Genomic DNA, 26,630 nt, shown 5'->3' with positions numbered 1-26,630 from the left:
GGCACAGGAAACGGTGATGGGGGAATAGCGGGTAAGAATTGAATCCAGGTTTGTGTGCTCCGGTCACACGCAGGATGGCTGGATTCGATGCAGGTTGAATCAATGTGCGCGGTAGGGCGGCGCGACAGAGATGATTCAACAAAGAGGGATTATGTTTGTTGCTTCACAGCATCTTGTGGCTGATGTTGTGGCATGAGTGTACGTCAATTTGAATGATTCTGAGACGAGGCGATGACGGATATTGCCTGCGCGCTTCAGGCGATGGCCGCCCGGGCTCATGGGCGTTCCGGTTTCTCCGTGTTCCAGAGACGCCGCCCGGACACATCCAGTTCCGTGAGATAAAGGCGCAGATCGAATTCATATTGATGATAATTCGGCTCCATATAAGAACAGAGTTTGTAGAAAGCCTTGTCGTGTTCCTTTTCCTTGATGTGCGCAAGTTCGTGGACGGCGATCATCCGCAGAAATTCCATCGGCGCCTCTTTGAACAAGCTGGCGACGCGAATCTCATGCTTGGCCTTTAACTTCCCGCCTTGGATACGCGAAATCGATGTGTGCAGACCGAGAGCGTGATTGATCACGTGAATCTTGCTGTCATAGGCGACCTTGTTGATCGGCTCGGCGTTGCGCAAGTATTCGGTTTTCAAGTCCTGGACGTACTGATACAGCGCCTTGTCGGTGCGCAGCTCATGCGCCTTCGGATAACGTTTGAGCAATACCTCACCCAGACGATTCTGAGCAAGAAGCTGCGACACTTGCTCGCGGGTTTGTTCGGAATAGGCGCTCAGGTACTTCAGGGATGACATAGCGAGGGACAGAAAACGGCAAAGTGCAGCGGTCGGGATGAGCAGGACGGGATGGCGCGCAATATACCACGGCGGGGTGGCGCCAGACAGGCCGGGGGAGGGGCTCACGGCCCGTCTGTTTACCTTTACAGCCTGGCGCAGCGCGTGTTGCTGTTCTTGTCGGCGGAGACAAAACGCACCGGCCGCCAGCCGGATCCTTCGGCGTGATAGAGCGTGTAAGGCGGATTGATGCGATTGCCTGCCTTGTCGAAAGTGATCTCACCGCTCAGGCTGCTGTAGCGGATGCCATGCAAGGCTGACGTTACCTTCGCTGCATCGGTGGAATCAGCCTGGCGAACGGCCTGTATCAATGCACCGGCCGCGTTGTAGGCATAGCGCGAGTACGTGCTGGGCGCACGGCCGTATCTGGCCTGGTATTTTTGATTGAAGGTTTTCCAGGACGGGCACTGGTCCTGCGGGATGTCGGCCTCCAGCGCATACAAATAGCCGTTGTCCTCAGCAGAAACATCCTGATTGGTGGTGCCCGTGTTGAGCAAAATCCTGGCTTTGACGTTAAGTCGTTTGACGGCCGCCAGAAACGCCGGCACCTGCGCCACGTATGCAGCAAAAAAAATCACATCGGCCTGCATGTCCGTTGCGGATTTCAACACCGTATTGAAATCCGACGTGGTCGCGCCCACCGTGGCGACTTGCAGCACCTTCTTCGAGCGTTTCGTCAGTTGTCCGATAAAGGCCTCGGTCAGGGCCTTGCCGGACGATGAGTCATTGCCGATGACCGCGATGCGTTGCCCCTGCAACTCATCCAGCGCAGCGTCGGCCAGCGACATTGCCACGCCCGAAGTGCTGCCGACTACGCGGAAGGCCGTCTGGTTGCCGCGGTTGGTCAGCTCGCTGCTGGTGGAAGTGAAGTTCACCTGGGCAATGCCCGCCCGCTCATAAATATCCGCCGCAGCAAATGCCGCATCGGAACTCCAATGGCCGATGACGCCGCTGACTCCCGACTTGACGAAATATCTGGCGACGTTGGCGGCCATGTTGGGATTGCCATGGTCATCCTGCGGCACCAGCTCGAAACGGATGGCGTTCGGGGCTCTGGTGCGCTGCTCATTAGCCTCGTCCACCGCCATGGCGGCGCCTTGGCGGGCGCTTTGCGCAAGCACATCCGGCATGCGCGCGGCAAAACCGATCTGGGCGATACGATCGCCTTCGGCAAATGCAGCGGCCGGCAGCAATACATTGCAAATAAACAAGCCGGACACCAGCCGTCGGCGAGCTTCGTATTTGTTCTGCGGCATCTTATTTCCTCTGTTATTTGATTTGATCAAAACAAGATACGTGTCCGAATGATTCTAGCGCAGTGTTGCCGGATCCATGGGGAAAATAATCGCGTTTCCCCTGGTGTTTTCAACAGGTCAGCGTTGCGGCGGGGTAGAGCGGTACGCACCATCTTGCAGCGTCATCGTCAAGATGCGAACCCGCGTAGAATCGCTGCGTCGCAGGGGGCTCAGTTGCAGAGCAGAAGTTTTTCAGGTCTTGCCAAGGCTTCAGTTGCCCTCTGCCTCTCCTGCTTCACTCAAGACGGATAGGTATGGATAGGACGCAATATTCCAGTTTTATCGATAACGAAATTGAAGAGAATTCCCGCCCCGGACAATGCACTTTTGCAAAATCGAGAATGATGGTGCGCCGGACATTTTCTTCCCACCCGCTGTCGTCAGCAGACTGCTGTTGTGAACAGGCGGGAAATCGGAGTATGGCGCGCACGGCAGACTGCATAGGCGTGTTCGAAAAAAACAACTAAGAGTCCGGACGCATTGGCTCGCGAGCCTTTACACATTACAATGAGAACCATTCTCATTATTTTTTACCGTCATGACCGCCGCCGTTCAACCTCATCACCAAGACGTGGCCGGCCTGTATACCGGCCATCATCGCTGGTTGCTGGGTTGGCTGCGCCGCCGCACCGACAATCCCGAACTGGCAGCCGATCTGGCCCAGGACACCTTCATACGGGTCATGGTGTCGCGCCGCGATTTCTACCTGGAGGAGGCGCGGACCCTGCTCGCCACCATCGCTCGCGGCCTGATGATCGATCATTTCCGCCGTTGCGCGCTGGAAGCCGCCTTCCTTGAGATGCTGGCCCAACTGCCGCCTGAACACGTACCTTCACCCGAGGCGCGGCTGGTCGTGCTGGAAACCCTCAATGAAATCGACGCCATGCTGGCTGCCTTGCCGGCCAAAGTGCGGGCCGCTTTTCTGCTGTCGCAGCTGGACGGCCTGGGCTACGCCGAAATCGCCCTCCGTCTCGAGGTCTCTTTGAGTTCCGTGCAGCAATACATGAAGCGCGCCTTCATCGCCTGTTATCGCGTGCAGTATGGCGAGTAACTCCATCGCACCGGATGACGACATCGTGATGGTCGCCATCGACTGGATGGTGAAGCTGCAATCAGGCAGCGCCACCGAGCACGAACGCGAAGCTTGCCGCCGCTGGCGCGCGCAAGAGGCGCGTCACGAGCTGGCCTGGCAGCGACTCCAATCGCTCAGCGACCGTGTTGCCAGCCTGCCCAGCGCGCTGGCGCATGGCAGTATCGGCGCGGGAGACACCCGGCACCGCAATAACCGCCGCTTCGCCGTCAAGTCGCTGTGCGCCGCCATGGGCGTAGGCCTGCTGGTCGCCGGCGGCAGCGATATCGTGCCGTGGCGGGCGATGATGGCCGAATATTCGACCAAGGCCGGTGAACGCCGCCATGTGGTGCTCGCCGACGGCACGGTGGTCGAGCTCAATACCGCCACCTCCATCGACACCTCTTATGATGAACAACGCCGCCTGATGCGCCTGCATCGCGGCGAAGTGCTGGTTACCACGGGCCACGAACGCGACCGCGCCTATCGTCCTTTTGTCGTGCACACCCGGCTGGGCCAGGCGCGCGCGCTCGGCACCCGGTTCCAGGTACGCGATAGCGAAGCCGGTATGCGGGTGGCGGTGTTCGAGGGTGCGGTAGAGTTTCAGCCTGTGGAGGCGTCCGGCGCCATCCGCATCGATGCCGGGCGCCAGGCATTGTTCAACCGGCAAGGATTGGTCGGCAACCTGTCGCCCGCCAATGACGAAACGGTGGCCTGGATCGACGGCTTCATCATCGCCGATCGCATGCCGCTGGGAGAACTGGTGGCTGAACTGGACCGCAACATGCCCGGCAAACTGCGCTGCGACCCGGCCATCGCCGGGCTGACGATCTCCGGCGTATTCCCGCTCGGCCAGCCGGCGCGCATCCTGGCCGCCATCGCGCGGACCTTGCCGGTGCAAATCGATACCTTCACTTCCTACTGGATCACCTTGCGTCCACGCGCTGACGCTTAAGCCCGGAAATCTGGTCCGAAAATATTATTCAATTTTTTCTGCAGGTTTTCTTGGCTCGTTCGGTTTACCTGATAGCACCTTTGCCAATCAACGTAAAAACCGTATGAAAACCCTGACCCGTTTCCCTTCCCGCCCGACCCTGGCGCGGCTGGCCGTACTGGCCGTTTTTGCGATGCCGGTCGCTAGTCTGCAGGCGCAGGCCGTCGACAGCCAGCGCGTGGCGTATGACATCCCGGCCGGTCCGCTGGACCGCGTCCTGAACAACTTCGCCCGCCGTGCCGGCGTCTTGTTGTCGTTCGATCCGGCCGTTACTCATGATCGTCAGACTGCCGGTCTGTCCGGCCGCTACACCGTGGCCGAAGGCTTCTCGGTCCTGCTGACCGGCTCCGGCCTGCAGGCGGTGAAGAATGCCGACGGCGGCTACGTGCTGGCCACCGCCGTGACTACCGGTAGCAACAGCAACGCCGTGCTGCCTACCGTCACCATTACAGAAAGCGCCGATCCCACCGCACCGTACGCCGGCGGGCTGGTCGCCCGCGGCGGTAGCCTGGGCGTGCTCGGTACGGCCAGTGTGATGGACACGCCGTTCAGCACCACCAATTACACCTCGCAAGGCATCGAGGACGTGCAGGCGCGCGCAATCGGCGACGTCATCGCCAACGACGCCTCGGTACGCAACACCAACGGCAACGGCGGCTTCGGCGACAGCTATCAGATTCGCGGCTTCACGATGTCGGCCAACGACGTGGCGTTCAATGGACTGTACGGCATGGTGCCGCTGACCCGCATGCCGATCGCGATGGTCGAGCGTATCGAAGTGCTCAAAGGACCGGGTACGCTGATGTACGGCATGGGTCCGGCCGGCGGCGTCGGCGGCGCGGTCAATCTGGTCTCCAAGCGCGCGCACGAAGATCCGATCTCCAGTGTGACGGCGACTTACTTGTCGAATTCGCAGTTCGGCCTGAAGGGCGATATCGGTCGTCGTTTCGGCGAGAACCAGGAATGGGGCATCCGCGTCAATGCGCTGTACGCCGACGGCAACACCGGCCTGTCCGGCAGCAACCAGCAGCAAAGCATGGGCTCGGTGGGACTGGACTACAACGGCGGCCGCGTGCGCTGGAGCCTGGATGCTTACACCCAGCACGAAGACACCCGCAACTTCCGTCCGCAGTTCAGCATCAGCAGTCTGGTGATGCCTGAAGCGCCGTTGGGCAAGACCAATCTGTATCCGGGCACCACGCTGCAATCCGACGACAAGGCCGTCGCGACGCGTCTGGAATACGACATCAACGACCAGCTGACAGCCTATGGCGCCGTCGGTTACCACGTGGCGCAATCGTCCCAGAGCTGGCCCAGCGCGACGATCATCAACGCCCAGGGCGACACCAACGTCCTGACCAACGGTTACTATGACCAGAAGGTCACTTCCACCTCTGCCGATGTCGGCATGCGTGCACGCTTCAACACGGGAGGCATCAAGCACACTCTGATGCTGGGGGCAAACATGCTCGACCAGCAGACCGATTACTTCTTCCTCACGCAGAGTACGGGCATAACGTCCAATCTGTACAACCCCGCGGTGCTGCCCACGGTCACCATCAACCGTGGTCAGGCGACGCCCCAGAGCCAGACCCGTCTGACCAGTCTGGCGCTGACCGACACGCTGTCCTTTGCCGATGACCGCCTGCGCCTGATCGGCGGCCTGCGCCGTCAACAGGTGTATACGCACACGTTCGCCGCCGTTCCGCAGAACTCCAACAAGAGCGCCATCTCGCCGGTACTCGGCGTGGTGGTCAAGCCGATCGAAAATCTGTCGCTCTACGCCAATTACACGGCAGCGCTCAGCACCGGCGGCTTTACTTCCGCCAGCGACGGCAATCCGAATCAGGTATTCCCTCCCTACAAGTCCAAGCAGTACGAGACCGGCGTGAAGGCCGACTGGGGGCGCGTGACAACGACGGCGGCGCTGTTCCAGATCGAGCAGGCCAGCCGTACCAGCACGCTCGTCAACGGCGTCACTTACACCACGCAGGACGGCCGCAATCGCGTGCGCGGGCTTGAGCTGACGGCGTATGGCGAATTGATGCGCGGCCTGCGTTTCAACGCCAGCGGCACTTTCTTTGACGCCAAGCAGTACCACACTGCAAACGGTGCGACTGACGGCAAGGATGTCGGCGCCATCCCGAGCAACAATTTCAACCTGGGACTGGATTGGGACGCGCCATGGCTGCAAGGACTGGCGCTCAATACCCGCATCACCCGCACCGGCTCCATGTGGTACAGCAATGCCAATACCCTGAAGGTGCCTGGTTGGACCCGTACGGATATCGGTGCACGCTACATCACCAAGGCCGCCGGCCAGGTCGTGACCTACCGCGCCAACATCGAAAACCTGTTCGACAAAAACTACTGGGTGATGCAGAACGGTTACGTCGGCACTTCTTCCGGCCGCACTTTCGTGCTGTCGGCTCAAGTGGACTTCTGATGTAACTCGGTTAATTTTGCCGTGAATGAAAACGCCCGCAATTTGCGGGCGTTTTTCTTTTGGGTATGTCCGCTCCTGGCCGATTGCGGACGTCGGCTAGTCTTTCTTGGCCACTAGGATGAAATCTTGAATCACTGCGACAGTCGGCTCCATGAATTCGCGCGCATCGGCGGAAGGGGTTAAATTTTCCTCAATGGTGTCAAGCTGGCGCTGTAGGAGCGTCTGAAAAAGGCGTGCCTGCTCAGGGGGCTGGACTGCACAGAGCGAATAAAGCACGGCTTTCATGCCTGTGATTTCCGCTCGTGCTTTGTCCCACTCAGCATTTGTCATCTCGTTCTCCCCAGATTTATTTTGAGATTAGTATAGCGATTGAGGCAGATCGCGGCTCTTGACCGATTTCAGACGTTCGTTGTGCTACAGGTAGCGCGCCAATCTAAGGTTCCGTTTTCAACGTTCTTTCTGAAAACGTAGAGCAAGGTCTTCTAAGGTGATATTGCTCAACTCGTACCTGCCCTCTATATAGTCGGTGAACGCGATACCGGTTTGAATATTCCAGGTATGAAAGAAATACTCAACGCCATGCTTAGTCTGGTTACCGATTTACGAGGTAGTGTGGTCGTCCCTGAGTGCGGTCATTGGCTCCCTAAAGAACGACCTTCCTTGCTGACAAAAGCAATTACTGATTTCGCCAATAACCTGTAGAAAAACGGCTTGTGGGGCTTATATCGGACTTAAGAGAGCGGGGCCGTCGTTCCTCGAACGACGAGGCTGACCGATAGCTCGTGTTGATGAAGATGGCGGCGCTGAGCAGGGGACGCGAGCACGTAATCTCCCGCCAAACGACCCATTTCCTTGGCTGGTACTTCCAATGTTGAGAGTTCTGGCGTCGAGATTTGAGCAATCTCCAAATTGTCGAAACCAAGAATAGAGACTTGGCTGGGCACGGCAATGCCATTCTGGTTACAGTATTTCAACGCACCGACTGCCAATATATCGCTACCGCAAAAAACGGCTGTTGGCGGCTCTTCGTTGCTCATCAACTTGGCCATGGCCGAATAGCCGGCGCTCAATTGATAGGGAGCCTCGACGACATCTACGTTCTTTCTCTCTAAACCAAAGGCAAGCGACTCTGCGATGAATCCCTCGACGCGCTCAGCGGCACGATCATTGTCCTGAGTCAGTCCGGCGATCATGCCGACCTTGCGATGACCGAGGTCAAACAGGAACCGGGCTCCCATTCTGCCTGCTTTCCGGTTGTCAAAGCCGATGGCGGCTGCGTTACCGCGAGACTCGCATGCATAAGTAAAGACGTAAGGAATATGTCTTCGTTCGAGGAGTTCTATCGTTTGAGGGCGATGCAGTGCTCCCACGAGAATGATGGACGATGCGCCTCGTTCCAACAATTGGCGGACCTGTTCAAGTTCTAGATCGACATCGTACCGTGAGGTGCTGATGATCAGGCCGACATCTTTTTCTGCCAGACGGGCTTCAAGGCCGTCGATCATGGTCGCGTAAATAGCGTGACTCAGTGTGGGAATAACGACGCCAGCCAATCGCAACTTACTGATGCGTGACGATGACGTCGGCTCATACCCGACCGCGGTCGCAGCCTGCATGACGCGTTGTCGCACATCTTCTCCGACATTCGGATTGTTGTTCAACACCCTAGAGACGGTCGCAGGTGAGCAGCCGGCTGCCTTCGCAACATCGATCAGTTTTGCGTCCCTTGTATGGGTAGATGTCAACATGCGCCTCCAATTCGAACAAAGATTCTCAGTTTCTCGTGTTTTCAGCATTTTCACAAACTTACATGCTGAGTTTTACGGACCAACTATCCCAGAATGATACACCGCCTCTATGGGGTACGACTAGATCAAGTCCGCATACTTGACATTGGCAACGGAGCGGAGCAAGATATTTATAAGAAAATTTTCAGAAAATTTTCTTATAATTTTCAAATAATTTCACAAAAGAAACTTCTCGCTTGAAGTAGAGCGAGCAGCTTTTGTGAGGGCGTGTAGTGCATGGCGCGAAGTAAGGTGCCCAGGCATTTTCCTGCGCCAAAAGGAGATCTGTCATGTGCGACGTAATGACTTCACCAAGCGAAGTTGTTTCAACCAGATAGCTTCTTCGTAGGATCTTTTAAACAGCACTACGCAGATGGTGGCAGGCCGGTCCGGCCCGCACCGCAACTAACTTGAGGAGTGAATTTTGAGTAATGAGTGGATTGATCAGGCGATTGCACGAGCTCTTGGCTGTGCGAATCGCATCGCGTCGGAGGTAAGCGACTTTCCGCACGTTACCGAGAAAACGGGATGGGTGTGCACACCTGATGGAGTCTGGACCGGCGGTTTTTGGGCCGGGATCCTCTGGCTAGCCTACGAGCAGCAACGCACGGATCGCTGGCTGAAGCTGGCTACGTCATACACCGACCGATTGCTCGCAAGGGCGCAGGATACGCACAACCACGATCTCGGTTTCATGTTCTACCCCAGTGCAGTCAAGGGCTGGCGTTTGACGGGCAATGAAACATACCGTGACGCGGCGCGTAGAGCTGCGACGGCTCTCGCTGCGCAGTATGACGATAACGCTGGTTTCATACCTGGATGGGGATTTTTCGGTGGTGCGGACTGGAAGGGCTCAGTTCTTGTCGATACGTTGATGAACTTGCCCTTGCTGGTCTGGGCGGCGGAGCAAGGTGGCGAGGACCGCCTTATGCAAGTCGTACGAGGACAGGCCGATGTCACGTTAAAGCACCATCAACGCAGCGATGGATCGTTCTATCACGTCTATAAGTTCAATCCGGAAACCGGCGCACCGATTGGGGGCGATACCTATCAAGGGCTGGCAGCGGAAACAACATGGACGCGTGGCCAGGGCTGGGCCATCTCAGGACTCGCCATGCTGGCTGCGATGACAGGGGAACCATCTTATCTTGACGCAGCAAAGCGAACTGCCGCGCGGTTTGTTTCTCGTCTTTCCAGCGACCACATCCCGTTGTGGGATTTCGATGCTGTTGGTGCCGACCAGCCCAAGGATGCGTCAGCCGGCGCAATTGTCAGTTACGGTCTGCTTCGGCTCTACATGCTGACTAACGATGAACAATATCTTCAAAAAGCTTCTTGCATGCTGGAGGCGCTCGCAAGTCATTGCGGCAATGGCTCTGACGTCGGTGGATTGCTACTTCATGCAACAGCCGACCTTCCGCATGGACTCGGCATCGACCAATCGACAATGTATGGCGATTACTACTATCTGAAATCACTGATTACTCTGAAGAATACCCTTCAATATTAATATCGTTCAGAAAACCTAAAACAGGAGACAAGCATGAAACAAGAAGTTGAGGTCCCGAACAGGGGCAGCGCCGCATCGGAACGTGTGGAAGACAGCGATGCGTCGCGCCTGGAGATCAAGCGCGCAACGCAAGCGAGTGTGATTGGCAGCGTGGTCGAATGGTACGATTTTTATCTCTACGGAACGGCCGCTGCGCTGATTTTCAATAAGCTATTTTTCCCCAATTTTGATCCTCTTTCAGGAACCTTACTGGCCTTCAGTACTTATGCGATCGGCTTTTTTGTCAGGCCAATCGGCGGCATCATTTTCGGCCGCCTGGGTGATAAAGTCGGACGCAAGCGTGTTCTCGTCATCACGTTGCTTATGATGGGCTTGTCGACGACCGCCATCGGACTATTGCCCACCTATGGTGTCCTAGGAATCGGCGCCCCGTTGCTTTTGCTGTTGCTTCGCATGGTACAAGGTATCGCGGCGGGAGCCGAGTTCACCGGAGCAATCCTGCTCATCGGCGAGTTTTCGCCGCGCAATCGGAGAGGTTATTTCACTAGCCTTCCGGGGGCGGGCATTTCTGTTGGCATTCTCATGTCCGCGGGCATCTTCGCACTCTTCACCATGCTGCCGACAGAGCAGTTCAATAGTTGGGGCTGGCGTATTCCATTCCTGCTTTCAGCGCTCGTGGTCGTCATTGGCGTGATTGTCCGTCGGGCAGTTCCAGAAACGCCGGAGTTCGTTAAACTTCTTGCGTCCGAGAAGGCATCACGTACGCCGATCTCAGATCTTCTGCGCGTACAGCCTCGTGAGCTGGCATTGGCTTTCGGCATGCGAATTGCGGAGAACGGCTCGGCTTATATTCTGCAAGTCTTTGTCCTGACCTATTTGGTGACTTTCGTAAAAGTAGCTCCGAGCATTGGTTTGACGGCGACATTGGCGGCCGCAGGCGTCTCGGTTGTAGCGATTCCGCTCTGGGGTCTGCTTGCCGATAAAATTGGCGCGCGTTGGGTTTATTTTATCGGAGCGGCGTCCTTTGCCATTTTGCCGTTTCCTTATTTCGCAATGCTGAATACGGGGAACACGTCGCTCATCATCGCTGCGGTGGTAATCAGCGTATTGTTTAGTTATTGTGCTTTGGTAGGATCGCAACCATCCTTATTTATCTCATTATTTAAACCTCAAAACCGTTTTAGCGGAATTTCGTTGGCGCGTGAATTCTCTGCGCCTGTTGCAGGGGGACTTGCACCGTTGATTGCGGCCGCACTGCTTGCCGCTGGCGGCGGGAGCGCCTGGCTAGTGGCGATCTACGTGACTTGCCTCGGTGCGATTTCCGCTGTTTGCGTTCTGCTCTTGCCGAAAAAACTGATCGGTGATGAAAGTGGCAGCCGCGATACCATTTCCAGGAAGAATTCATGACAACAGCTTCGTTCGTACAGTATCAGCTTCTTGACGGAGGCGTGGGGCTCCTCACGCTCGACAATCCGCCGCTCAATCTCACGACATTGACGACGCTTGAGAGACTAGAGTCCCTATGCAAGGAAATTGCTCTGGACGATCAAATACGGGCACTCGTTATTACCGGTGCCGGTCAGAAGGCATTTTGCGCCGGCTCCGATATCAGTGAATTCGCTCACGTGCGCGAGGACGTTGTGCCGCGCAAACTGGCACAAGAAAATCGCGTGTTTACGATGATCGAACAGCTCCCGATGCCTGTCATCGCGGCGCTGAATGGCATCACACTTGGAGGTGGCGGCGAAATCGCCCTGGCATGTGACATTCGTTTTATGGACGAGACAAGTAGGATTGGCTTTCCAGAGGTAAAGCTTGGAGTCTTTCCGGGTAGTGGAGGCGTTTTCCGATTGCCGCATCTTGTTGGGCCGGCCAAAGCCTATGAGCTTCTCTATACAGGCGACATCATCACTGCCAGCGAAGCGCATCGAATTGGCCTAGTCAACCGGCTTGCACCAGCGGGAGAGGCACTTTCACATGCCCTGGCTTTTGCAAAGACTCTGGCTGCTGGGCCGGCGCTCGCGCTTAGTTTAGTGCGATCCGGGGTACGCGCTGCACTCAATCAGACGACGGAGGAGGCCACCGCGCGCACGCTTACCGATAGTCATGCAGTCTTTAACGGGCCTGATATTGAGGAAGGAATTGCTGCTTTCTTCGGAAAGAGAGCGCCCGTCTTTACAGCAAGTCGCAATCAGCCGCTTGCAGAAAAAAAGGAATCGGAGCAATGAGCAATTTTCTATCGGGTATTAAAGTCGTGAGTCTCACGCACTATCTGCAAGGGCCTTCTTGCGTGCAGTTTCTCGCCGATCTTGGGGCAGACGTTGTCAAGATCGAACGAATCGGTGGGGCGTATGAGCGCCACTGGTCGGGCGCGAAAGCCTTTCTCAACGAAGATTCGTCGGTGTTCTTTCTTCTGGCAGGACGCAACCAGCGCAGTGTGGAACTCAATATTCAGTCAGAAGAAGGGCAGGCAGTACTCTGGCGGCTTATCGAGGAAGCAGATGTTCTTGTTGAAAACTTTCGGCCCGGGACACTCGACAAGCGCGGTTTCTCGTATGAAGAAGTGCGCAAGCGAAATCCTAAAATCGTCTATTGCTCATTGACTGGTTTCGGCACGGATGGCCCGTCAAAAGACAAGCCTGGCCAGGATTTGCTTCTCCAATCGCTAAGTGGTCTGGCGACTCTCGGCGGCCGGGCAGGCGATCCGCCCTCTATGGCTGGCACCGCGCTGGTTGATCAGCATGCCGCAACACTTGGAGCAATGGGGATTTTGGCCGGACTATTTGGACGGCAGCGCACGGGACAAGGAACGAAGGTTGACAGCAATTTACTCTCTGCGGCGCTGGATCTCCAACTGGAGCCGCTCAACTATCATCTGAATGGGGCGAAGCTGTACGATCGCAGCAAGTCAGGAATTTCGTCGCGTTTCCACCAAGCTCCCTACGGTGTATTCAAGACTGAGGACAGTTGGTTGACGTTGTCGCTTGCTGATGGCGAAACTTTGGCAAAGGCGTTTGGAGACGCACAATTTGCAACATGGTCTAAAGAAGATCAGTTTGACGAGCGTGAAGTCGTCAATGAACTCGTTGCCGGGTACATGACAACGAAGACTACCGAGGCGTGGGAATCGCATTTTGCAGCTCTTGGACTGTGGTGCGCACGCGTTCGTGACTATGACGAAGTTCTTGCCGATCCACAAATTTCTGCAAATCAGTCGGTCCTTGAATTTGATGACCAGGAGGCAGGACACGTTCGACTCTTGGCGCATCCCATCCGTTACGATGGAAATGTTCCACCACTCCGCCGGCATCCGCCAGGGGCAGGGCAGCATACAGATGAGGTGCTTGGAGAGCTTGGCTACGAAGCAGAGGAAATTGCCGCCTTGCGTACTTCAGCAGCTATCGGACCGGACAGAGCCGTGACCAAGTACGATCGAAAAGCGTCGGCACCGGCTTCTGCTTACAGCAAAAAATCCAGTAGTTGAAGGTCAAGCCTCGTCATTGAGGATGGAAATTTCTTCCATCCTCTCGTTGCGGCCTAGGTAACTGACCATGCGTAAAGCATGTCACGCCTGAGGCGAAGTAGAAAAATGGCGCTCGTGGTTTCGGTGTAACACATGATGATTTGAATAGAAGAAAGTCGTAGCAATGGGTGACTGCAAGATCGCCGTGGTCGGCGAGTGTATGGTGGAAATGAAACGCAAAGGCAAAGCGCTTACGTATTCTTTTGGCGGCGATACACTGAATACGGCGATTTATCTGTCCCGCATTCTGCCAAGCTCTCAGTTTTCAGTTCATTATGTAACGGCGTTGGGAACGGATACACTTTCCAACGAAATGGCCGAAAAATGGATAGATGAAGGCCTTGCGACGACTGGTGTTCGGCGACTGGAAGACAAGCTGCCTGGTCTCTATCTCATCGAGACCGATGACAAAGGCGAACGAAGTTTTCGGTACTGGCGTAATGACTCTGCCGCACGCCATTTGCTAAAAGGGGAGGGACGCCAGGAAGTAGACTCCTATTTGGCGGATGCAAACTACATTTATCTCTCAGGAATAACGCTGGCAATCTTGGACGCGGAAGATAGAAGTCATCTTTTGGCTATCCTGCGTAGCGCAAAATCTCGAGGTGTGAACATTGTATTTGATAACAATTATCGACCACGACTTTGGAAAGACAAAGAAGAGGCGCGCGTTACTTACGACGAGGCTTATTCTCTTGCCGATATCGCTCTCGTTACGGTGGAGGACGACGCGGCCTTGTACGAAGACAAAGGCGCGGATGCAATACTTCTTCGATTGCACAATTCTGGAGTGCGTGAAGTTGTAATCAAGCGAGGGCATCGATCTTGTTTGGTTTCATTCGAGGGACGCATTGAAGAGGTTGATGCTATCAAGGTGAAGTACATCGTAGACACGACAGCGGCAGGAGATTCATTCGGCGCCGCATACCTGGCAGCGCGGCTATCCGGGGCCGCTATTGTTGATGCCGCTCGCGCTGGACATCGCCTAGCGGCTACTGTGATTCAATATTCTGGAGCGATAATCTCTCGCGAAGAAATGAATTTGTAAGTCAACTAGTGAAAACGCACCATTATCGATAGTCAGCAATCGCGTATTTTTCGCAGAACTTTGCATAGTTCAACGGCAGCTTCTGGCCGATTGCGGCCGGTCGGCTAGATTCTCAAAAAATTGCAACGAGAGAAAAGTCGAAAACCAAAAATAACCAATTCACTAGGGTTGGTACTTTCTCCACGATCTGCGAGTTTGATGAAACAGACCTCATGAACTGATAGCAACAAATAGCTAGAAGGAGGGCCATACGAGTGGAGGGCCCCATCCTATGGTTGACATTAGGTTGTCATCGTTTCGGCCCAACCGTATAGGTCTTGACGTCTCTAACATCAATGAAATGAGCAGCATCGCCCCCAACATTCCAGACAGTTTCCCTCAGATTCCAGAAGAAATTATATTGGCGGCCCCAGGGCTCCTGCTGGTTGTTATTGGTACCGCCCTTTGTCCACAACACAACGAAGTCCCCCTTTTTGAGCTCAACGCTTGGAAACGCATACATGTGGCGCAACTTATTTGACAGCTTGCCTTTGCTATCGTACGTGCTGTCCGCAACGATGATATGGCCGACATTGAAGTCTTCCGTGACTTTAAAAGTGACCGACTCGTGCGTCAGACTCCCATTGTTGTAGATGTCTACAGTTCCTATTGGCAGTGCCACGGTCTCTCCTCAGTTGGTTGTGATCTGGAAACGAAAATTTCCTCACAGCGATGCGATTTGGGTTGTAAATTTTGGTTTTAAGTCTTGCAACACGAAATTTCTACACTTTTGGTTATTCACCTATCGTCGAGGTGCCATTCGAAGCTCCAAGTGGCCTTGTAGGACGCTGGATGCTCAAGCGCCCAGAGATCGCGTTCAAGTAAGTGGGTAAGAACCGTCCCTGTGAAATGCAAAATTTTTTGATCCTCATTTCCGCTACATGATGAGACAACGACATCTTTCCTACTAAATTTTTGCATTGCCTTCCGCAATACTTCTTCTGATGGTACCGGTCGGATATTTGGTGTCTGCCGGTTAGTTCTGGACACCACAACGTAGCTCATGGCTGCTCCTATTTAAGAAGCGGCCCGAAGAGGCCGCCTGAACGATTCTAGTTTTCGGGATTGTTTGGCAAGCGTGCCACACAATTCCACGAGTACTTGACCGGCCGTCTCACCTTTTGATTTTTTTGGAGAGGCATTAAGAACGTCTCTCGGGGGCGTCAAATTCGATGCCGCCCGACCTGGCTCCTATGCCACGCCCGGCTTACTTTTGCCGGTGACGCATTTTTTGAGGAGGCGATGCGGAGCGAAAGTGATGCCGACAAAGTAGAAATCCGCTGTCGCTCGAGTCAAATGACAGCATTTTTCCAGCATTTCCAAGGAGGCTGTGCAATTACTGGACATAGCGTTAATTCGAATCAAAGCCCGCATTGAGCGGGCTTTATTGTTCCATGCGAATGTCTGTTCCTGGCCGATTGCGGACCTTATAAGCGTAATCGGTTCCACATTTTCTACATCATTGGTGCCAAGAGAGCGGTGCCGGAACAACGTCCTCTTCTTGCAACGTGACGTTTCGAGCACCAAACTGACGAGGATATGACATCACTTGGTTGGCCAATGCATCGACCGATTGCACTCCGTTTTCTCCATAGCTGCTTGCCTCCGTACTCGACAACTCAAGAGAAATCTCATAGGACGCAACGGTTCCGCAATTCACTGATAAGACCAAGCGGCCCCCAGCAATCTCGTAGAGAATCCAGCCCCCGGGTTGGCGTGCAATTTCCTGCATGTGATTAAATCTTTCAAAAATCGTAGGTTCATAAGCATGATGAACGGCATCTGCATGTGGCCGCTTCTGGCCGGTTGCAGCCATCGCGAAAGCAATTAACCGAAGCCAATCGCCGACTGATAGCCCATGCCATGAAGCCCAATGGTCGAAGCCGCAAAGCGAATTGATGTGTCAGGCGTCTTTTGTCTCGTGGCGCCGGAGTACAACATGGGTTGCTTTCTCCGACCCCGCGAACTCGACGCAGTCATATCCTGCAGCGCGCAGGTCCACTCCCTCGAACAATCGCTCGCCCCGGCCTAGCAGTACGGGCGAAATCGCGATATGCAGTTCATCAATGAGCGCTTCTTGAAGATACTGTCGAATGACGCCGGCTCCGCCTCCAATACGCACGTCCATACCGTTCGCGGCTTCGCGGGCCCGGTCGAGCGCTTCGTGAATGCCGCCCGTGACGAAGTGAAATGTCGTGCCGCCTTCCATTTGGACAGATGGACGTGGATGATGGGTCAATACGAAAACTGGCACGTGATACGGTGGGTTGTCTCCCCACCAGCCTTTCCAATCCATATCGGGCCAGGGACCCCGAATCGGTCCGAACATGTTCCGCCCCAGAATCCACGCTCCGACATTCCTGAATCCCCGCGCGGCAAAATCGTCATCGACACCGGTCGTGCCATTTCCTGCACCATGGATTCGCTGGAACGTGTGTGTCGGGATGAACCACTTGTGCAAGCTTTCTCCACCTACACCGAGAGGATTGTCAATGTCTTGATCCGGCCCCGCTGCATAGCCGTCTATGGAGATTGTGAAGCTTTCAACTCTGACGCGCGTCATTCTGATTCCCTTCATATGAATTGAAGTCTGATCGGACGAGAAAAGCCCGTGAAATCCGACATCCGTGGAGAAGCCTGTTTGTAGCTTGATATCGCTATCGTAACGCGACATGTTACCAATGCAATAGCGGTTAAGTTGCATTGCCGGCCAGCGGCAATCGGCCGGATGTTCACCTACACATTTTAGTCATACCAAGGATGAACAATCGCTCTAAAAATTGCCAGATGGATAAGCGAGTGTCGTCTCGACGTCTGAAGTGCCGAAAACGGCGGGCGGATCAGAAACGAGCAGGTGCATCTGGCGACTTCCTGATAGAGTGATGCGGCAGCCGTAATGGCAAGCAGAAACTGATGGCCGATTCTGGTAGCACCTTCCGCAGTCAATCAAGGAGAAGTGACATGGATTTGCAACTTGAGGGCAAGATTGCCCTGGTAAGCGGCAGCACCGCGGGCATCGGCTATGCGATCGCTCAGACCCTTGCCCGGGAGGGCGCGAACGTTATCGTCAACGGCAGGACACAGGCCGGGGTCGACGAGGCGGTGGACCGCATACGCTCGGAGACGAATGGCAACGTCCAGGGCTATGCCGCAGATCTGAGCCAGGCCGACGCCGCGCATGAGGTGGTGCGACGCCATGCCGGCATCAACATCCTTGTGAATAACCTCGGCATCTTTGAGCCAAAGGCCTTTGAGGATATTCCCGACGAAGACTGGCTGCGCTTCTTTGACGTCAACGTGCTGAGCGGCGTGCGCCTTGCGCGCCTGGTGCTGCCGGAAATGAAGCGCGCGAATTGGGGTCGGATCATCTTCATCTCCAGCGAAAGCGCGGTACAGATTCCCACGGAGATGATTCACTACGGCATGACCAAGACTGCTCAGCTGGCAGTGTCGCGCGGACTGGCGGAATCGGTCGCCGGAACAGGCATCACGGTCAACAGCGTGCTGCCCGGCCCGACCAAATCGCGTGGCGTTGGCGACTTCGTTGAAGGGATGGCGCGATCAAGTGACAAAACCTTCCAGCAAGTCGAGGCGGAATTCTTCGAGCACGTCCGTCCGACTTCACTGATCAAGCGTTTCGGGACGCCGCAGGAAGTCGCGTCACTTGTGGCCTACGTCGCCAGCCCGCTTGCATCGGCCACCACCGGCGCGGCGCTGCGTGTCGATGGTGGTGTCGTCAAGAGTGCCTTCTGACCAAACCAGAGCGCTCAGATACGCCGGGCGACTGAATCCGAAAGCCCGATTTGGCATAAGCCGAATCGGGTTTTTTGTCGAGCATTGCCTACGGCATCTGAAGAAGTCACTGTCTCAATCGGATTGCATCCTGCCACGCGATTTAACGGTATAGGGAAGCGCAAATAAGTACAGTCCTGTGAACAGGAGTAAAGCCAGCGGCGGCAGTGGCGAGTAGGTAATCCACGCTGCCGGCTCTCCTTGGGCCCGCATGATGAAGTTGGCAACGACGGTCAGGGTAAAGGCGACAGACAGCCAGCGGTGGGTTTGTCGAATCCAGCTGCGAGAAGATCGGTTCATCGCATGCATCTTGCTCAGCCCCGTTCCTGAATCATCTTCCAACCGTTTCCCGAGGGATCGCGAAAGCCTGCGTCAACGGTGCCGTAACGCTCTATCGGCTCCTGGGTCATCTCCACGCCCTGCGCTTTCATCTTTTCATAGCTGTCCCGGCAATCCCGCACGTTCAACACAAGCGGAGGCATCGCACCTTTGGCCACCATCGCTTTCAGCGCTTGTTCGGTGGCGGCGTCATGCATCGGCGGTCCTGGTGTGAACAGGCCTAACTGAAAATCCGATTGCTCCGAATGTTGCACCGTCAGCCATCGATAGCTGCCATTTTTTACATCGGTATGAACACGAAAGCTGAGCTTGCCTACGTAAAACGCAAGCGCTTCATCCTGATCTCGTACATACACGCCGACTACCTGAACACAATCACTCATTTTTTAGGTCTCCTTTGCCTGGGTCTCCTTTATACCGTCGCCCGAAAGACGCCGCTTCTCCAAAACTGATGTCTTGAGATCCGGACGCTGAGCGGCACTGACGACGCAAGCGGGAACATGTTGTAATCCCTGCGCGGCAGCGCGTGCTTGCAGGCGTATGGTGCTGGGTTTCTCGCCGGTGATTTCCCGGAAAATTCGTCCGAACGTACCCAGGCTCCGCCAGCCGGTCTGGAAGGCGATTTCGGTAATCGGGAGTTCGCTGTCCCTTAGCAGTGCTGCTGCCCGTTCGATACGCCGGGTGAGCAAATAGCGATGTGGCGGGATGCCAAACGCCTCTTTGAACGATCGCGCGAAATGCGCTTCGGATACATGACTCACACTCGCCAGTCGCTCGACAGGCCAGTCTTCGTGCGGCGTGGCATCCATCCGATCTTTTGCGCGAAGCAGGCGGCGCAATATTTCCGGGCTCTGGATGAGGGGGAGCTTGCTCATTTTGCTATCAGGGCCAGTCAGTACGGTTTTTGTATTGCATGCTCGAATGCCTCACCTCGCCGCTGGATGTGTGCCTGGAATGTCGGTTTCTGACAATATAAATGGTCACGGCTCGCTGATTGACGGCATCCATAAGTGTCACTTCCAAAATAGCCACTTCGATTTCTTTTGAGGCGGCAGCGGACTCTCAGGCGATGGAACAGCTGGCTCAGCGGCCAGCGCCGGAGGCCAGCGTTGCGGGCCATTGGCTGATCCAACCAGAGCGTGAGCTGCACATCCGGCCAGGTTTGCGTCTTCCTGCAACCCCGCAATGTTGCTCATCGCACCGGATACGCGGAAGCCTTCTTGCCGGTGATCGCCGTCGAGATACTCAAAAGTTTCGCGCAATTGTTCTTCAAGTTCACCGTCCAGTCCCATTGCATCAAGCTCTTCTGTCCGGACCAGAATATTCTGAAAATCCTCCGCCTCCAGGCGGGCTATCCATTCGCCGTACAAGGCGAAACGTTCGGCGCCCAGCGCTTTCTCCAGCATCTCGGCCCTGTGCCTGAGGCGCTCGATTCCGGCAGATCTTGGACAAAAGAGGTAGGCATAGGGGCGCGAATCATCATCAGACTCATCGTCATCGGGCTCTTCCTCATCGTCGCCGTCGTCAATTCCGGAGCGATTGGGATTCGCGGGAAGAATCCGGATGTCGGCGCTGGAGAATAAGCATAGCCAAAATAGTGGAATGGCCCACTTTGCTTCGTACTCCGTTCCCGACACCTTGAAAAAATCATCAAACTGGGATTCGGTGGGGAAATCCTGAAAATCGGTACAGCAGAGATAAACGCGATTTGCCATTCGTTACCTTTATGCAGGGGTAGTTGGTTGGATGATTATCCGGGTTGATTGACATGCTTTTGCAGTAATTTCACACGGTTTTCTCTTCAGGTCCATATCCGGAGAGTCATTTTTTTCAACAATCCCCGGCTTCGGGCTGATGACCACGCTCCACGTTATGCTAAGTAACCCAGCATATTTTTGCAGGTGACTAAGACTATAAGTACAACATGGCGTGGATTGGATTGTTTTCCGCGCGGTGAGATATCCGCCGCTGGCCGGCAGGTTTTATTTTCGCTATCGATCCGATGAAGACAAACAATTTTCCTTAAGGGAAGCGATCCGTTAGTCTTTTGTCATGAAAAATCGAATTATGAAAGCCGTCATGACATCCGCAAGCAGCGCAGCGCCAGGTTCCGCCATCAAGGGCAAACCATACCGATGGGGAATGTACGGCCTGCTGGCGCTGCTGATTGTAGCAAGCGTCTGTCTGTCGGTTGCGGTCAACCGTACCTCCAATTCGGTAAGGGCAAAAGTGACGCCTTTGCTCAAAGAAAAAATTCCATCGCTGAACGGCCTTGCGGACTTTGAGAGCGCCTTGCTTCGTTACCAGCTCGCGCTGAACAAGTATTTCGCCAGGTCGATATCCAGAGACCGTTTTCTGCTCATCGAGCGTGATGCCCGCATGGAGATGGACATGCGTTTCGGCTATCTGCTGAACAGATTGCAGACGCCGGACGACATGAAGACGATTGAACAAAGCTACTCTTCCGTGCTTGCCCTGGGGCCGAAGTTCGATGCTGAAATGACGCGCCGGGTCGTCAATGTGGAGACGGCGCGCACGATTCTGCTCGATCTCAACACCAACACGAACAATATCCGGACCCAGCTTGACCGTCTGCAGGGCCGGCTGGAAAGCACGTCCGTCGACGGCGCCAGCGATGTGGTGAAAGAGGTGAACGACTCCTCCTTTCTGGTCCATATCTATACCGCAGCGTCTTTGCTGATCGCGCTGTTTCTGATCTATCAGTTCAGAGCCAGACTCGCTTCGGAAAGAAAACTGGCGTTTCAGGCCTGGCATGACCCGCTGACGCAGTTGCCGCATCGGCTCTCTTTCGAACAGCGGTTGACGCGTCTCGACGACCAGTCTTACACGGTGGTCTTGTGCGCTCCCGATCGCTTCGATCAGATCGTTGGCGGGATCGGACATCAGCGTGCCGACCGGCTCATTCTGGAGATTACCCGACGCGTGCAGGAAGTCGCGCGCCGGCACGCGGGCGAGGTGTTTCGCATGGATGGCGCAAACATTGCCATCCTCTATCGCTTGTCGAACGGCCATCCTGATTTTTACGCCGCGCTTGATGCGCTGAAGGCGCTGGGGATGTCGCCGTTTCAGCTGGAAAACCAGGAAATGCATGTCACGCTGAGTCTGGGCGCTTCCGAGTATCCGCTGCATAGCGCCGATCCGGCCGACTTGTTGAAGAATGCCGATGCTGCGCTCACTGCCGCAAGAGAAGCGGGCGGCGATACCTATGTCTTGTATTCGCAATCGCTGAACGAACGCTCCCAGGAAAAGCTGGCGCTCGAAGCTGCACTCGGGCATGCCGTCGAACATGGCGAGCTGGAGCTCCACTATCAGCCGCAATACGACGTGGCAAACTCCCGCCTGATCGGTTTTGAAGCGCTGGTCCGGTGGCGGCGGGACGGGCAGCTGGTGTCGCCGGCGGACTTTATTCCCGTGGCGGAAAGCTCCGGCCTCATCGTGCAGATCGGCAGCTGGATACTGCAAGAAGCTTGCCGCCAGATCAAGATCTGGAACGACGGCGCCGACGAAAAACTGCTGATGGCGATCAACATCTCGCCGCGCCAGTTCAATCATCCCGGCTTCATGCTGATGGTGCATGAAAGCCTGACGCAGTCCGGCGTCGATCCGAGCTGGATCGAGCTGGAGATCACCGAAGGAATCATGGTTCAGCGGCCCGAGAGGACCGCGCTGTTGATGAAGCACTTGCGCCACCTCGGCATCCAGCTGGCTATCGACGATTTCGGTACGGGTTATTCCAGCCTCTCGTACCTGAAGCATTTCCCGATTACCAAATTGAAAATCGATCAGTCTTTCATTCGTGGATTGCAGGCAGGATCAAGTGACGCCGCCATTGTTCAGGCGGTGATTACGCTCGGACACAAGCTCAACGTCGCAGTGATTGCCGAAGGCGTGGAGGAGCAGGAACATCTGAATCTGCTCAGCACATGGCGTTGTGATCAGATTCAGGGATATTTCTACAGCAAGCCGTTGATTGCGAGCCGCGCCGGCGAATTCATCGTCCGGCAATCATTCCTGCAGACTGCATCGGGGGCCGACTTGAGCGCGGCGTGATTTGTTCCTGTTCACAGCCGTCTCAATGATTGGCCCTGAACCTGCGCTCATTCAAACGCATCGCGATACGCATAAATGGAAGGCGTACCGCCTGTCATGATGAACAGCACGTTTGATCCGGGCTTGAATTTTCCTTCGCGGATATATGCCAGCATGCCGGCGAATGCTTTGCCCGAATAAACCGGGTCCAGCAGGATCCCCTCAGATCGTGCAAGCGCCAGCAAGGCGCTTTTCATTTCTTCGGTAGGAATGCCGTAGCCGGCGCCGCGCTGGCTGCCGTCGACCAGAATATCCTCTGCAGCTATTGCACCCTTGTGGCCAAGCAGCGCCAGTGTTGCGTCGGCCAGCGGCACGGTCTTCTGGCGGGCAGTGCCGTCGTCGTGCAAGGTGGAGAATGCCTGAACGATGCGCGCAGGCTTGCCGGCGCTGTGCAATCCCGCCGCCAGGCCGGCGTGGGTGCCGGAACTGCCGTTGGCGACCACAATGTGATCGAATTCAAGCGATAGTTGTTTCTGTTGCTCAAGGATTTCGTAGAGGCAGCTGGCGTAACCGAGGGCGCCGATCTCCGTGGATCCGCCGGTCGGGATCAGATACGGTTTGCGACCCGCTTGAATCAGTTCTTCCACGCGCGCATGCGCACGGTCCAGCGGCGTCGTGCCTGCTTCCGCTACGTCGACGCGCGCACCGAATATCTTGTTCAGGAAAACGTTTCCGCCAAGTTCGTATTCTTCATTAGTCTTGGGCACCTGGCGTCCGAGGATGATCTCGCACTGCAGTCCGGCCTTGGCGGCGGCGGCAGCGGTGAGGCGGGCGTGATTCGATTGCAGTCCGCCGATGGTGACGATGGTGTCGGCGCCTTCGGCAATGGCCGCGCCGAGCAGGAATTCCAGCTTGCGCAGTTTGTTGCCGCCGCCGCCGAGCGCCATCAGGTCATCGCGTTTGACGAACACGTTGACGTCGCCAAGGTAGGGGACCTGTCGCGCCAATTCCTTGAGCTGATAGATCGGCGTCGTGCCATCAATAAGGCGAATTCGTGGAAATGGCGCGAGGAGATCGCTTGTAGAGGACATGGTTTTCTCGGAGTGACGGGTTGCTCAACTTATCAAAGAGCGATGGATGTTTTATCGCTTGCGAATGGTGATTGTAGATGCTCTTTGAAAGACGGGTTTTGCACCCTCTGATTCCTGGTCGGCAGTCTCAGGCTGCGGCGTTGGCAGGCATCATTGCCGTCTGATATACAGGCCGCATATCTGGCGTCGCGCTCGTGTATATCCTTTTAAGCCTCGCCGTCCTGCACTACCGGCAGCGATTCGCTGCGCCACCTCAGCATGCCGCCGGCCAGATTGGCGACCTGTCCAAAACCCGATCTTGCCAGCAAGGCGCTGGCCTGCGCCGAGCGCACGCCCGAGCGGCATACCGCCACGACAGGCCGCGCCGGATCGATTTCGTTCAAGCGGTTCTTCAACTGGGACAAGGGCACCAGGCGCGCGCCGGCGAGGTGACCGATGCCGTCGATGAATTCGGCCGCCTCGCGCACGTCGACGATTTGTACCTCAGCGGCGTGTTCCAGCAAGGTCATCGGTTCGATTTCCCAGATGCCGCTGAAGCGCAGCGTCAGCGGCGCCCATGCCGGCGCCTCGGGTGTCGGCAGATCGCCCTCGGGTTTGCCGCAGCGCAGGTTGGCGGGCACCGCTACGTCCATCAGTTTGGGATGTGGCAGATTCAGGTTGTTCATGTAGCCCGCAAAATCGCCGACGTCCGCATCGCCGCCCAGGCGCGGGTTAAAGCGGCGCTCTTCGGCGACGCTGCTGACGGTGATGCCGCGATAGTCGTGCGCGGGGTAGAGCAGGCATTCGGCAGGCAGGCTCAGGATTTGTTCGCGCACGGACGAGAACAACTGCTGCGGGCTGCCTTGCTGGAAGTCGGTGCGGCCACAGCCGCGGATGAGCAGGCTGTCGCCGGTGAAGGCCATGCGTTCATCGTCGAGTACGTAGGTCAGGCAACCGCCGGTGTGGCCGGGCGTGGCGCGCACCGTCAGATGGCGGCTGCCGAAGCTGATGCGGTCATCGTGATGCAGCGGCAGGCTTACCAGCGCTGCATCGGCCGCTGCAGCTTGCGCCAGGGCGATGCGGCTGCCGCAACGTTCATGCAGACGCCACGCGCCGGTCACATGGTCGGCGTGCACGTGCGTGTCGAGCGTTGCCGCCAGCCGCAGGCCGAGTTCTTCCAGCAATGCCAGGTCGCGCGGCACCTGTTCATACACGGGATCGATCAGTAATGCCTCGCCGCCGTCACCCAACAGGTAGGTGTAGGTGCAGGAACCGGGGTCGAACAGCTGGCGGAAAATCATGAAGCACTCTGAAAGATAGGGCGGGACAGGCGGATGTGGCGCCGCAGTCATTACATCATATCAAAGGCGTCCGGGCGCGCCGCCGGTTTCATGTTGCACCGATATTTCATCGGCTAACGGCAAGCGGAACCTCTGCCAGTCATCCCAGGCTCAGACTTTCAGCGTTTGTGGTTTTATTGGCGGCTAAACAACATCTTCTTGCTCGAATTTCACAAACTGATGGGTATAATGTTTCCAAAACAAGCATTGACGTCGGACCCGATAACGGGCCGCGGGGGAATCATGGATCAAATGGGAATGCCATTGCTGGGGGTGGCGCTGGCTGCGCTTTGCATGCTGGTCGTCGCACTGGGCGCGGTTGTGCGTCAAATTGTCGCCAAACGACGACTGCAGCAGGTGCGCGCGCAATACGAAGCCAAGAAGTGTGCACGCCGCGAGGCGGAAGGGCGCTAAGCGCACCTTCCGGTCAATATCCGCTGCCGCTTCCGCCGCGGCAAATAACTGAAGAAATCACCAGCAAACCGCGCAGCGTCCTGCGCCCGCAGTACGTTGTACTACGCGCTCTCGCGCGCCGCTTCCAGCAAAAAATCCCGTAACAGCCGCGCACTCGGACCGACGCGTTGCGAGTGGACCAGATAAATTTCCAACGGCGCGGTTTCCACCTCCGGCAGCACATGCACCAGTTCACCCGAGGCGAGCAGGGCGGCCGCGTCGTATGCCGGCAAGCGAGCGATGCCTTCTCCCGCCAGCACGAACGCCAAGCGTGACGCGGCGCTGTCAGTGACCACGTCGCCCTGGACAGCCACTTCCCGGTTCTGCCCGTCGGTGCGGACGGTGACCGTCTTCTGGCTCGGGGGATAGACCACCCAGCGATGCTGTTCCAGTTCCGCCACCGAGACCGGCGTGCGATAGCGGCGCAGATAGGCCGGCGAAGCGCACAGCATGGTCGGCTCGCGCACCAGCCGCCGGGCAACCAGTGCAGAGTCGGCCAGCGGCCCGGCGCGCACCGCCAGTTCAATTCCGTGATGCACCAGATCCACGTTGGCATCGTTCATTGCCACATGCAGGCGGATGGCGGGATAGCGCCGGCGGAACTCCAGCAGGGCCGGCAGGATGCGCTTGTTGCCGAAGTGATGCGAGCAGGTGATGCGGACTTCGCCGCGCGGCTCGGCGCGCAACAGTTCCATGCCTCGGATGCCGTCGTGCGCCTCGTCGAGCAGGCGTTCGCAATGCACACGGAAGGCTTCCCCGGCGGGAGTCAGGCTGAAGCTGCGGGTGCTGCGCTGGGCCAGCGGCACACCCAGCTTAAGCTCCAGCGCGCGGATGTGATGACTCACCACCGCACGCGTGAGCCCCAGTGCACGCGCGCCGGAGGAGAAGTTGCCGCTGCGGACCACGGTCGCAAAGATCGCCATGGCGCGCAGCTCATCGAGGATGGGAGAAGGATCGTCCATGTCTGGATTGTATTATATTGTTTGACATTGAGTCTGTATTTGCGGCTCTACCGCGCCTCATGCCTGAT

General features: G+C 56.3%; 24 protein-coding genes. 11 read left to right on the top strand and 13 right to left on the bottom strand.

Annotated elements, in window-relative coordinates:
* Nucleotides 1-275: 275 nt before the first annotated feature.
* Both AC1RN6_RS20030 and AC1RN6_RS20025 read right to left on the bottom strand, forming a co-directional pair.
* The gene (locus AC1RN6_RS20030; protein ID WP_493007371.1) at nt 276-806 is read right to left on the bottom strand and encodes a YgjP-like metallopeptidase domain-containing protein; all 531 of its coding nucleotides are present in this window, start codon (nt 804-806) and stop codon (nt 276-278) included.
* Between the two features lie 125 nt (nt 807-931).
* Nucleotides 932-2,101, bottom strand: coding sequence for a branched-chain amino acid ABC transporter substrate-binding protein (locus tag AC1RN6_RS20025; protein ID WP_493007185.1), 1,170 nt, complete (start codon nt 2,099-2,101; stop codon nt 932-934).
* Nucleotides 2,102-2,678: 577 nt separating this feature from the next.
* Here AC1RN6_RS20025 and AC1RN6_RS20020 point away from each other — a divergent pair.
* From AC1RN6_RS20020 to AC1RN6_RS20010, 3 genes are all read left to right on the top strand, one after another.
* A complete protein-coding gene (locus AC1RN6_RS20020) occupies nt 2,679-3,191 on the top strand; it encodes a sigma-70 family RNA polymerase sigma factor (protein WP_493007184.1) in 513 nt (170 codons plus the stop codon).
* On the top strand, nt 3,181-4,164 hold the full coding sequence (locus AC1RN6_RS20015) for a FecR domain-containing protein (RefSeq protein ID WP_493007183.1): 984 nt from the start codon (nt 3,181-3,183) through the stop codon (nt 4,162-4,164). Before AC1RN6_RS20020 ends, AC1RN6_RS20015 begins: the two co-directional genes overlap by 11 nt.
* Nucleotides 4,165-4,267: 103 nt before the next feature.
* Nucleotides 4,268-6,649 (top strand): TonB-dependent siderophore receptor, encoded by a 2,382-nt coding sequence (locus tag AC1RN6_RS20010; RefSeq protein ID WP_493007182.1) that lies wholly within the window; start codon nt 4,268-4,270, stop codon nt 6,647-6,649.
* A 96-nt stretch (nt 6,650-6,745) separates the two neighbouring features.
* Here AC1RN6_RS20010 and AC1RN6_RS20005 read toward each other — a convergent pair whose 3' ends face one another.
* Together AC1RN6_RS20005 and AC1RN6_RS20000 are read right to left on the bottom strand one after the other, a co-directional pair.
* A complete protein-coding gene (locus AC1RN6_RS20005; RefSeq protein WP_493007181.1) occupies nt 6,746-6,979 on the bottom strand; it encodes a hypothetical protein in 234 nt (77 codons plus the stop codon).
* A 401-nt stretch (nt 6,980-7,380) separates the two neighbouring features.
* Nucleotides 7,381-8,397 (bottom strand): LacI family DNA-binding transcriptional regulator, encoded by a 1,017-nt coding sequence (locus AC1RN6_RS20000; RefSeq protein WP_493007180.1) that lies wholly within the window; start codon nt 8,395-8,397, stop codon nt 7,381-7,383.
* 463 nt (nt 8,398-8,860) lie between these two features.
* On the opposite strand from AC1RN6_RS20000, the gene AC1RN6_RS19995 reads away from it, so the two are divergent.
* From AC1RN6_RS19995 to kdgK, 5 genes are all read left to right on the top strand, one after another.
* Nucleotides 8,861-9,946 carry a glycoside hydrolase family 88 protein gene (locus tag AC1RN6_RS19995; protein WP_493007179.1) on the top strand — a complete coding sequence of 362 codons (1,086 nt, stop codon included), beginning with the start codon at nt 8,861-8,863 and terminating at the stop codon, nt 9,944-9,946.
* A gap of 33 nt (nt 9,947-9,979) precedes the next feature.
* On the top strand, nt 9,980-11,353 hold the full coding sequence (locus tag AC1RN6_RS19990; protein WP_493007177.1) for an MFS transporter: 1,374 nt from the start codon (nt 9,980-9,982) through the stop codon (nt 11,351-11,353).
* Nucleotides 11,350-12,174: an enoyl-CoA hydratase/isomerase family protein gene (locus AC1RN6_RS19985; RefSeq protein WP_493007176.1), complete on the top strand. Its 825-nt coding sequence runs from the start codon at nt 11,350-11,352 to the stop codon at nt 12,172-12,174. The genes AC1RN6_RS19990 and AC1RN6_RS19985 overlap by 4 nt, the downstream gene beginning before the upstream one ends.
* Nucleotides 12,171-13,430, top strand: a complete 1,260-nt coding sequence (locus AC1RN6_RS19980; protein ID WP_493007175.1) for a CaiB/BaiF CoA transferase family protein — start codon at nt 12,171-12,173, stop codon at nt 13,428-13,430. Before AC1RN6_RS19985 ends, AC1RN6_RS19980 begins: the two co-directional genes overlap by 4 nt.
* A gap of 163 nt (nt 13,431-13,593) precedes the next feature.
* Entirely contained in the window at nt 13,594-14,517 is a 924-nt protein-coding gene (kdgK, locus tag AC1RN6_RS19975; protein WP_493007174.1) for a 2-dehydro-3-deoxygluconokinase, read from the top strand.
* Nucleotides 14,518-14,806: 289 nt separating this feature from the next.
* On the opposite strand, the gene AC1RN6_RS19970 is transcribed toward kdgK, so the two are convergent.
* From AC1RN6_RS19970 to AC1RN6_RS19960, 3 genes are all read right to left on the bottom strand, one after another.
* Complete coding sequence (locus AC1RN6_RS19970; RefSeq protein WP_493007173.1) at nt 14,807-15,178, bottom strand: lamin tail domain-containing protein; 372 nt, start codon at nt 15,176-15,178, stop codon at nt 14,807-14,809.
* Nucleotides 15,179-16,015: 837 nt separating this feature from the next.
* Nucleotides 16,016-16,372 carry a hypothetical protein gene (locus AC1RN6_RS19965; protein ID WP_493007171.1) on the bottom strand — a complete coding sequence of 119 codons (357 nt, stop codon included), beginning with the start codon at nt 16,370-16,372 and terminating at the stop codon, nt 16,016-16,018.
* 87 nt (nt 16,373-16,459) lie between these two features.
* On the bottom strand, nt 16,460-17,119 hold the full coding sequence (locus tag AC1RN6_RS19960; RefSeq protein ID WP_493007370.1) for a dihydrofolate reductase family protein: 660 nt from the start codon (nt 17,117-17,119) through the stop codon (nt 16,460-16,462).
* Between the two features lie 398 nt (nt 17,120-17,517).
* Between AC1RN6_RS19960 and AC1RN6_RS19955 the strand changes: the two genes are divergently transcribed.
* A complete protein-coding gene (locus AC1RN6_RS19955; protein ID WP_493007170.1) occupies nt 17,518-18,309 on the top strand; it encodes an SDR family NAD(P)-dependent oxidoreductase in 792 nt (263 codons plus the stop codon).
* A 353-nt stretch (nt 18,310-18,662) separates the two neighbouring features.
* Here the strand turns inward: AC1RN6_RS19955 and AC1RN6_RS19950 are convergent, their stop codons facing one another.
* The 3 genes from AC1RN6_RS19950 to AC1RN6_RS19940 all read right to left on the bottom strand — a co-directional run bounded on the left by AC1RN6_RS19950 (nt 18,663) and on the right by AC1RN6_RS19940 (nt 20,402).
* Entirely contained in the window at nt 18,663-19,070 is a 408-nt protein-coding gene (locus AC1RN6_RS19950; RefSeq protein WP_493007169.1) for a VOC family protein, read from the bottom strand.
* 3 nt (nt 19,071-19,073) lie between these two features.
* Nucleotides 19,074-19,562 carry a helix-turn-helix domain-containing protein gene (locus tag AC1RN6_RS19945; RefSeq protein WP_493007168.1) on the bottom strand — a complete coding sequence of 163 codons (489 nt, stop codon included), beginning with the start codon at nt 19,560-19,562 and terminating at the stop codon, nt 19,074-19,076.
* A gap of 138 nt (nt 19,563-19,700) precedes the next feature.
* The gene (locus AC1RN6_RS19940) at nt 19,701-20,402 is read right to left on the bottom strand and encodes a hypothetical protein (protein WP_493007167.1); all 702 of its coding nucleotides are present in this window, start codon (nt 20,400-20,402) and stop codon (nt 19,701-19,703) included.
* Nucleotides 20,403-20,766: 364 nt separating this feature from the next.
* Between AC1RN6_RS19940 and AC1RN6_RS19935 the strand changes: the two genes are divergently transcribed.
* Complete coding sequence (locus tag AC1RN6_RS19935) at nt 20,767-22,758, top strand: putative bifunctional diguanylate cyclase/phosphodiesterase (protein ID WP_493007166.1); 1,992 nt, start codon at nt 20,767-20,769, stop codon at nt 22,756-22,758.
* Nucleotides 22,759-22,805: 47 nt separating this feature from the next.
* On the opposite strand, the gene AC1RN6_RS19930 is transcribed toward AC1RN6_RS19935, so the two are convergent.
* Together AC1RN6_RS19930 and AC1RN6_RS19925 are read right to left on the bottom strand one after the other, a co-directional pair.
* Nucleotides 22,806-23,828, bottom strand: coding sequence for a D-cysteine desulfhydrase family protein (locus AC1RN6_RS19930; RefSeq protein ID WP_493007165.1), 1,023 nt, complete (start codon nt 23,826-23,828; stop codon nt 22,806-22,808).
* Between the two features lie 206 nt (nt 23,829-24,034).
* Complete coding sequence (locus AC1RN6_RS19925) at nt 24,035-25,108, bottom strand: MBL fold metallo-hydrolase (RefSeq protein WP_493007164.1); 1,074 nt, start codon at nt 25,106-25,108, stop codon at nt 24,035-24,037.
* Between the two features lie 282 nt (nt 25,109-25,390).
* Here AC1RN6_RS19925 and AC1RN6_RS19920 point away from each other — a divergent pair, with 282 nt between their 5' ends.
* Entirely contained in the window at nt 25,391-25,561 is a 171-nt protein-coding gene (locus tag AC1RN6_RS19920; protein WP_493007162.1) for a hypothetical protein, read from the top strand.
* Nucleotides 25,562-25,662: 101 nt separating this feature from the next.
* Here the strand turns inward: AC1RN6_RS19920 and AC1RN6_RS19915 are convergent, their stop codons facing one another.
* On the bottom strand, nt 25,663-26,562 hold the full coding sequence (locus AC1RN6_RS19915) for a LysR family transcriptional regulator (RefSeq protein ID WP_493007161.1): 900 nt from the start codon (nt 26,560-26,562) through the stop codon (nt 25,663-25,665).
* Nucleotides 26,563-26,630 lie beyond the last annotated feature (68 nt).

It is taken from the genome of Herbaspirillum sp. GW822-FHT03A08, from assembly GCF_058801885.1.
This window is presented reverse-complemented; position numbering and strand designations above follow the sequence as displayed.

What these genes read in the sequence shown, in the direction of transcription:
- AC1RN6_RS20030 (WP_493007371.1), bottom strand. Translation starts at nt 806, where the DNA reads ATGTCATCCCTGAAGTACCTGAGCGCCTATTCCGAACAAACCCGCGAG.
- AC1RN6_RS20025 (WP_493007185.1), bottom strand. Translation starts at nt 2,101, where the DNA reads ATGCCGCAGAACAAATACGAAGCTCGCCGACGGCTGGTGTCCGGCTTG.
- AC1RN6_RS20020 (WP_493007184.1), top strand. Translation starts at nt 2,679, where the DNA reads ATGACCGCCGCCGTTCAACCTCATCACCAAGACGTGGCCGGCCTGTAT.
- AC1RN6_RS20015 (WP_493007183.1), top strand. Translation starts at nt 3,181, where the DNA reads ATGGCGAGTAACTCCATCGCACCGGATGACGACATCGTGATGGTCGCC.
- AC1RN6_RS20010 (WP_493007182.1), top strand. Translation starts at nt 4,268, where the DNA reads ATGAAAACCCTGACCCGTTTCCCTTCCCGCCCGACCCTGGCGCGGCTG.
- AC1RN6_RS20005 (WP_493007181.1), bottom strand. Translation starts at nt 6,979, where the DNA reads ATGACAAATGCTGAGTGGGACAAAGCACGAGCGGAAATCACAGGCATG.
- AC1RN6_RS20000 (WP_493007180.1), bottom strand. Translation starts at nt 8,397, where the DNA reads ATGTTGACATCTACCCATACAAGGGACGCAAAACTGATCGATGTTGCG.
- AC1RN6_RS19990 (WP_493007177.1), top strand. Translation starts at nt 9,980, where the DNA reads ATGAAACAAGAAGTTGAGGTCCCGAACAGGGGCAGCGCCGCATCGGAA.
- AC1RN6_RS19985 (WP_493007176.1), top strand. Translation starts at nt 11,350, where the DNA reads ATGACAACAGCTTCGTTCGTACAGTATCAGCTTCTTGACGGAGGCGTG.
- AC1RN6_RS19980 (WP_493007175.1), top strand. Translation starts at nt 12,171, where the DNA reads ATGAGCAATTTTCTATCGGGTATTAAAGTCGTGAGTCTCACGCACTAT.
- kdgK (WP_493007174.1), top strand. Translation starts at nt 13,594, where the DNA reads ATGGGTGACTGCAAGATCGCCGTGGTCGGCGAGTGTATGGTGGAAATG.
- AC1RN6_RS19965 (WP_493007171.1), bottom strand. Translation starts at nt 16,372, where the DNA reads ATGGCTGCAACCGGCCAGAAGCGGCCACATGCAGATGCCGTTCATCAT.
- AC1RN6_RS19960 (WP_493007370.1), bottom strand. Translation starts at nt 17,119, where the DNA reads ATGACGCGCGTCAGAGTTGAAAGCTTCACAATCTCCATAGACGGCTAT.
- AC1RN6_RS19955 (WP_493007170.1), top strand. Translation starts at nt 17,518, where the DNA reads ATGGATTTGCAACTTGAGGGCAAGATTGCCCTGGTAAGCGGCAGCACC.
- AC1RN6_RS19950 (WP_493007169.1), bottom strand. Translation starts at nt 19,070, where the DNA reads ATGAGTGATTGTGTTCAGGTAGTCGGCGTGTATGTACGAGATCAGGAT.
- AC1RN6_RS19945 (WP_493007168.1), bottom strand. Translation starts at nt 19,562, where the DNA reads ATGAGCAAGCTCCCCCTCATCCAGAGCCCGGAAATATTGCGCCGCCTG.
- AC1RN6_RS19940 (WP_493007167.1), bottom strand. Translation starts at nt 20,402, where the DNA reads ATGGCAAATCGCGTTTATCTCTGCTGTACCGATTTTCAGGATTTCCCC.
- AC1RN6_RS19935 (WP_493007166.1), top strand. Translation starts at nt 20,767, where the DNA reads ATGACATCCGCAAGCAGCGCAGCGCCAGGTTCCGCCATCAAGGGCAAA.
- AC1RN6_RS19930 (WP_493007165.1), bottom strand. Translation starts at nt 23,828, where the DNA reads ATGTCCTCTACAAGCGATCTCCTCGCGCCATTTCCACGAATTCGCCTT.
- AC1RN6_RS19925 (WP_493007164.1), bottom strand. Translation starts at nt 25,108, where the DNA reads ATGATTTTCCGCCAGCTGTTCGACCCCGGTTCCTGCACCTACACCTAC.
- AC1RN6_RS19920 (WP_493007162.1), top strand. Translation starts at nt 25,391, where the DNA reads ATGGATCAAATGGGAATGCCATTGCTGGGGGTGGCGCTGGCTGCGCTT.
- AC1RN6_RS19915 (WP_493007161.1), bottom strand. Translation starts at nt 26,562, where the DNA reads ATGGACGATCCTTCTCCCATCCTCGATGAGCTGCGCGCCATGGCGATC.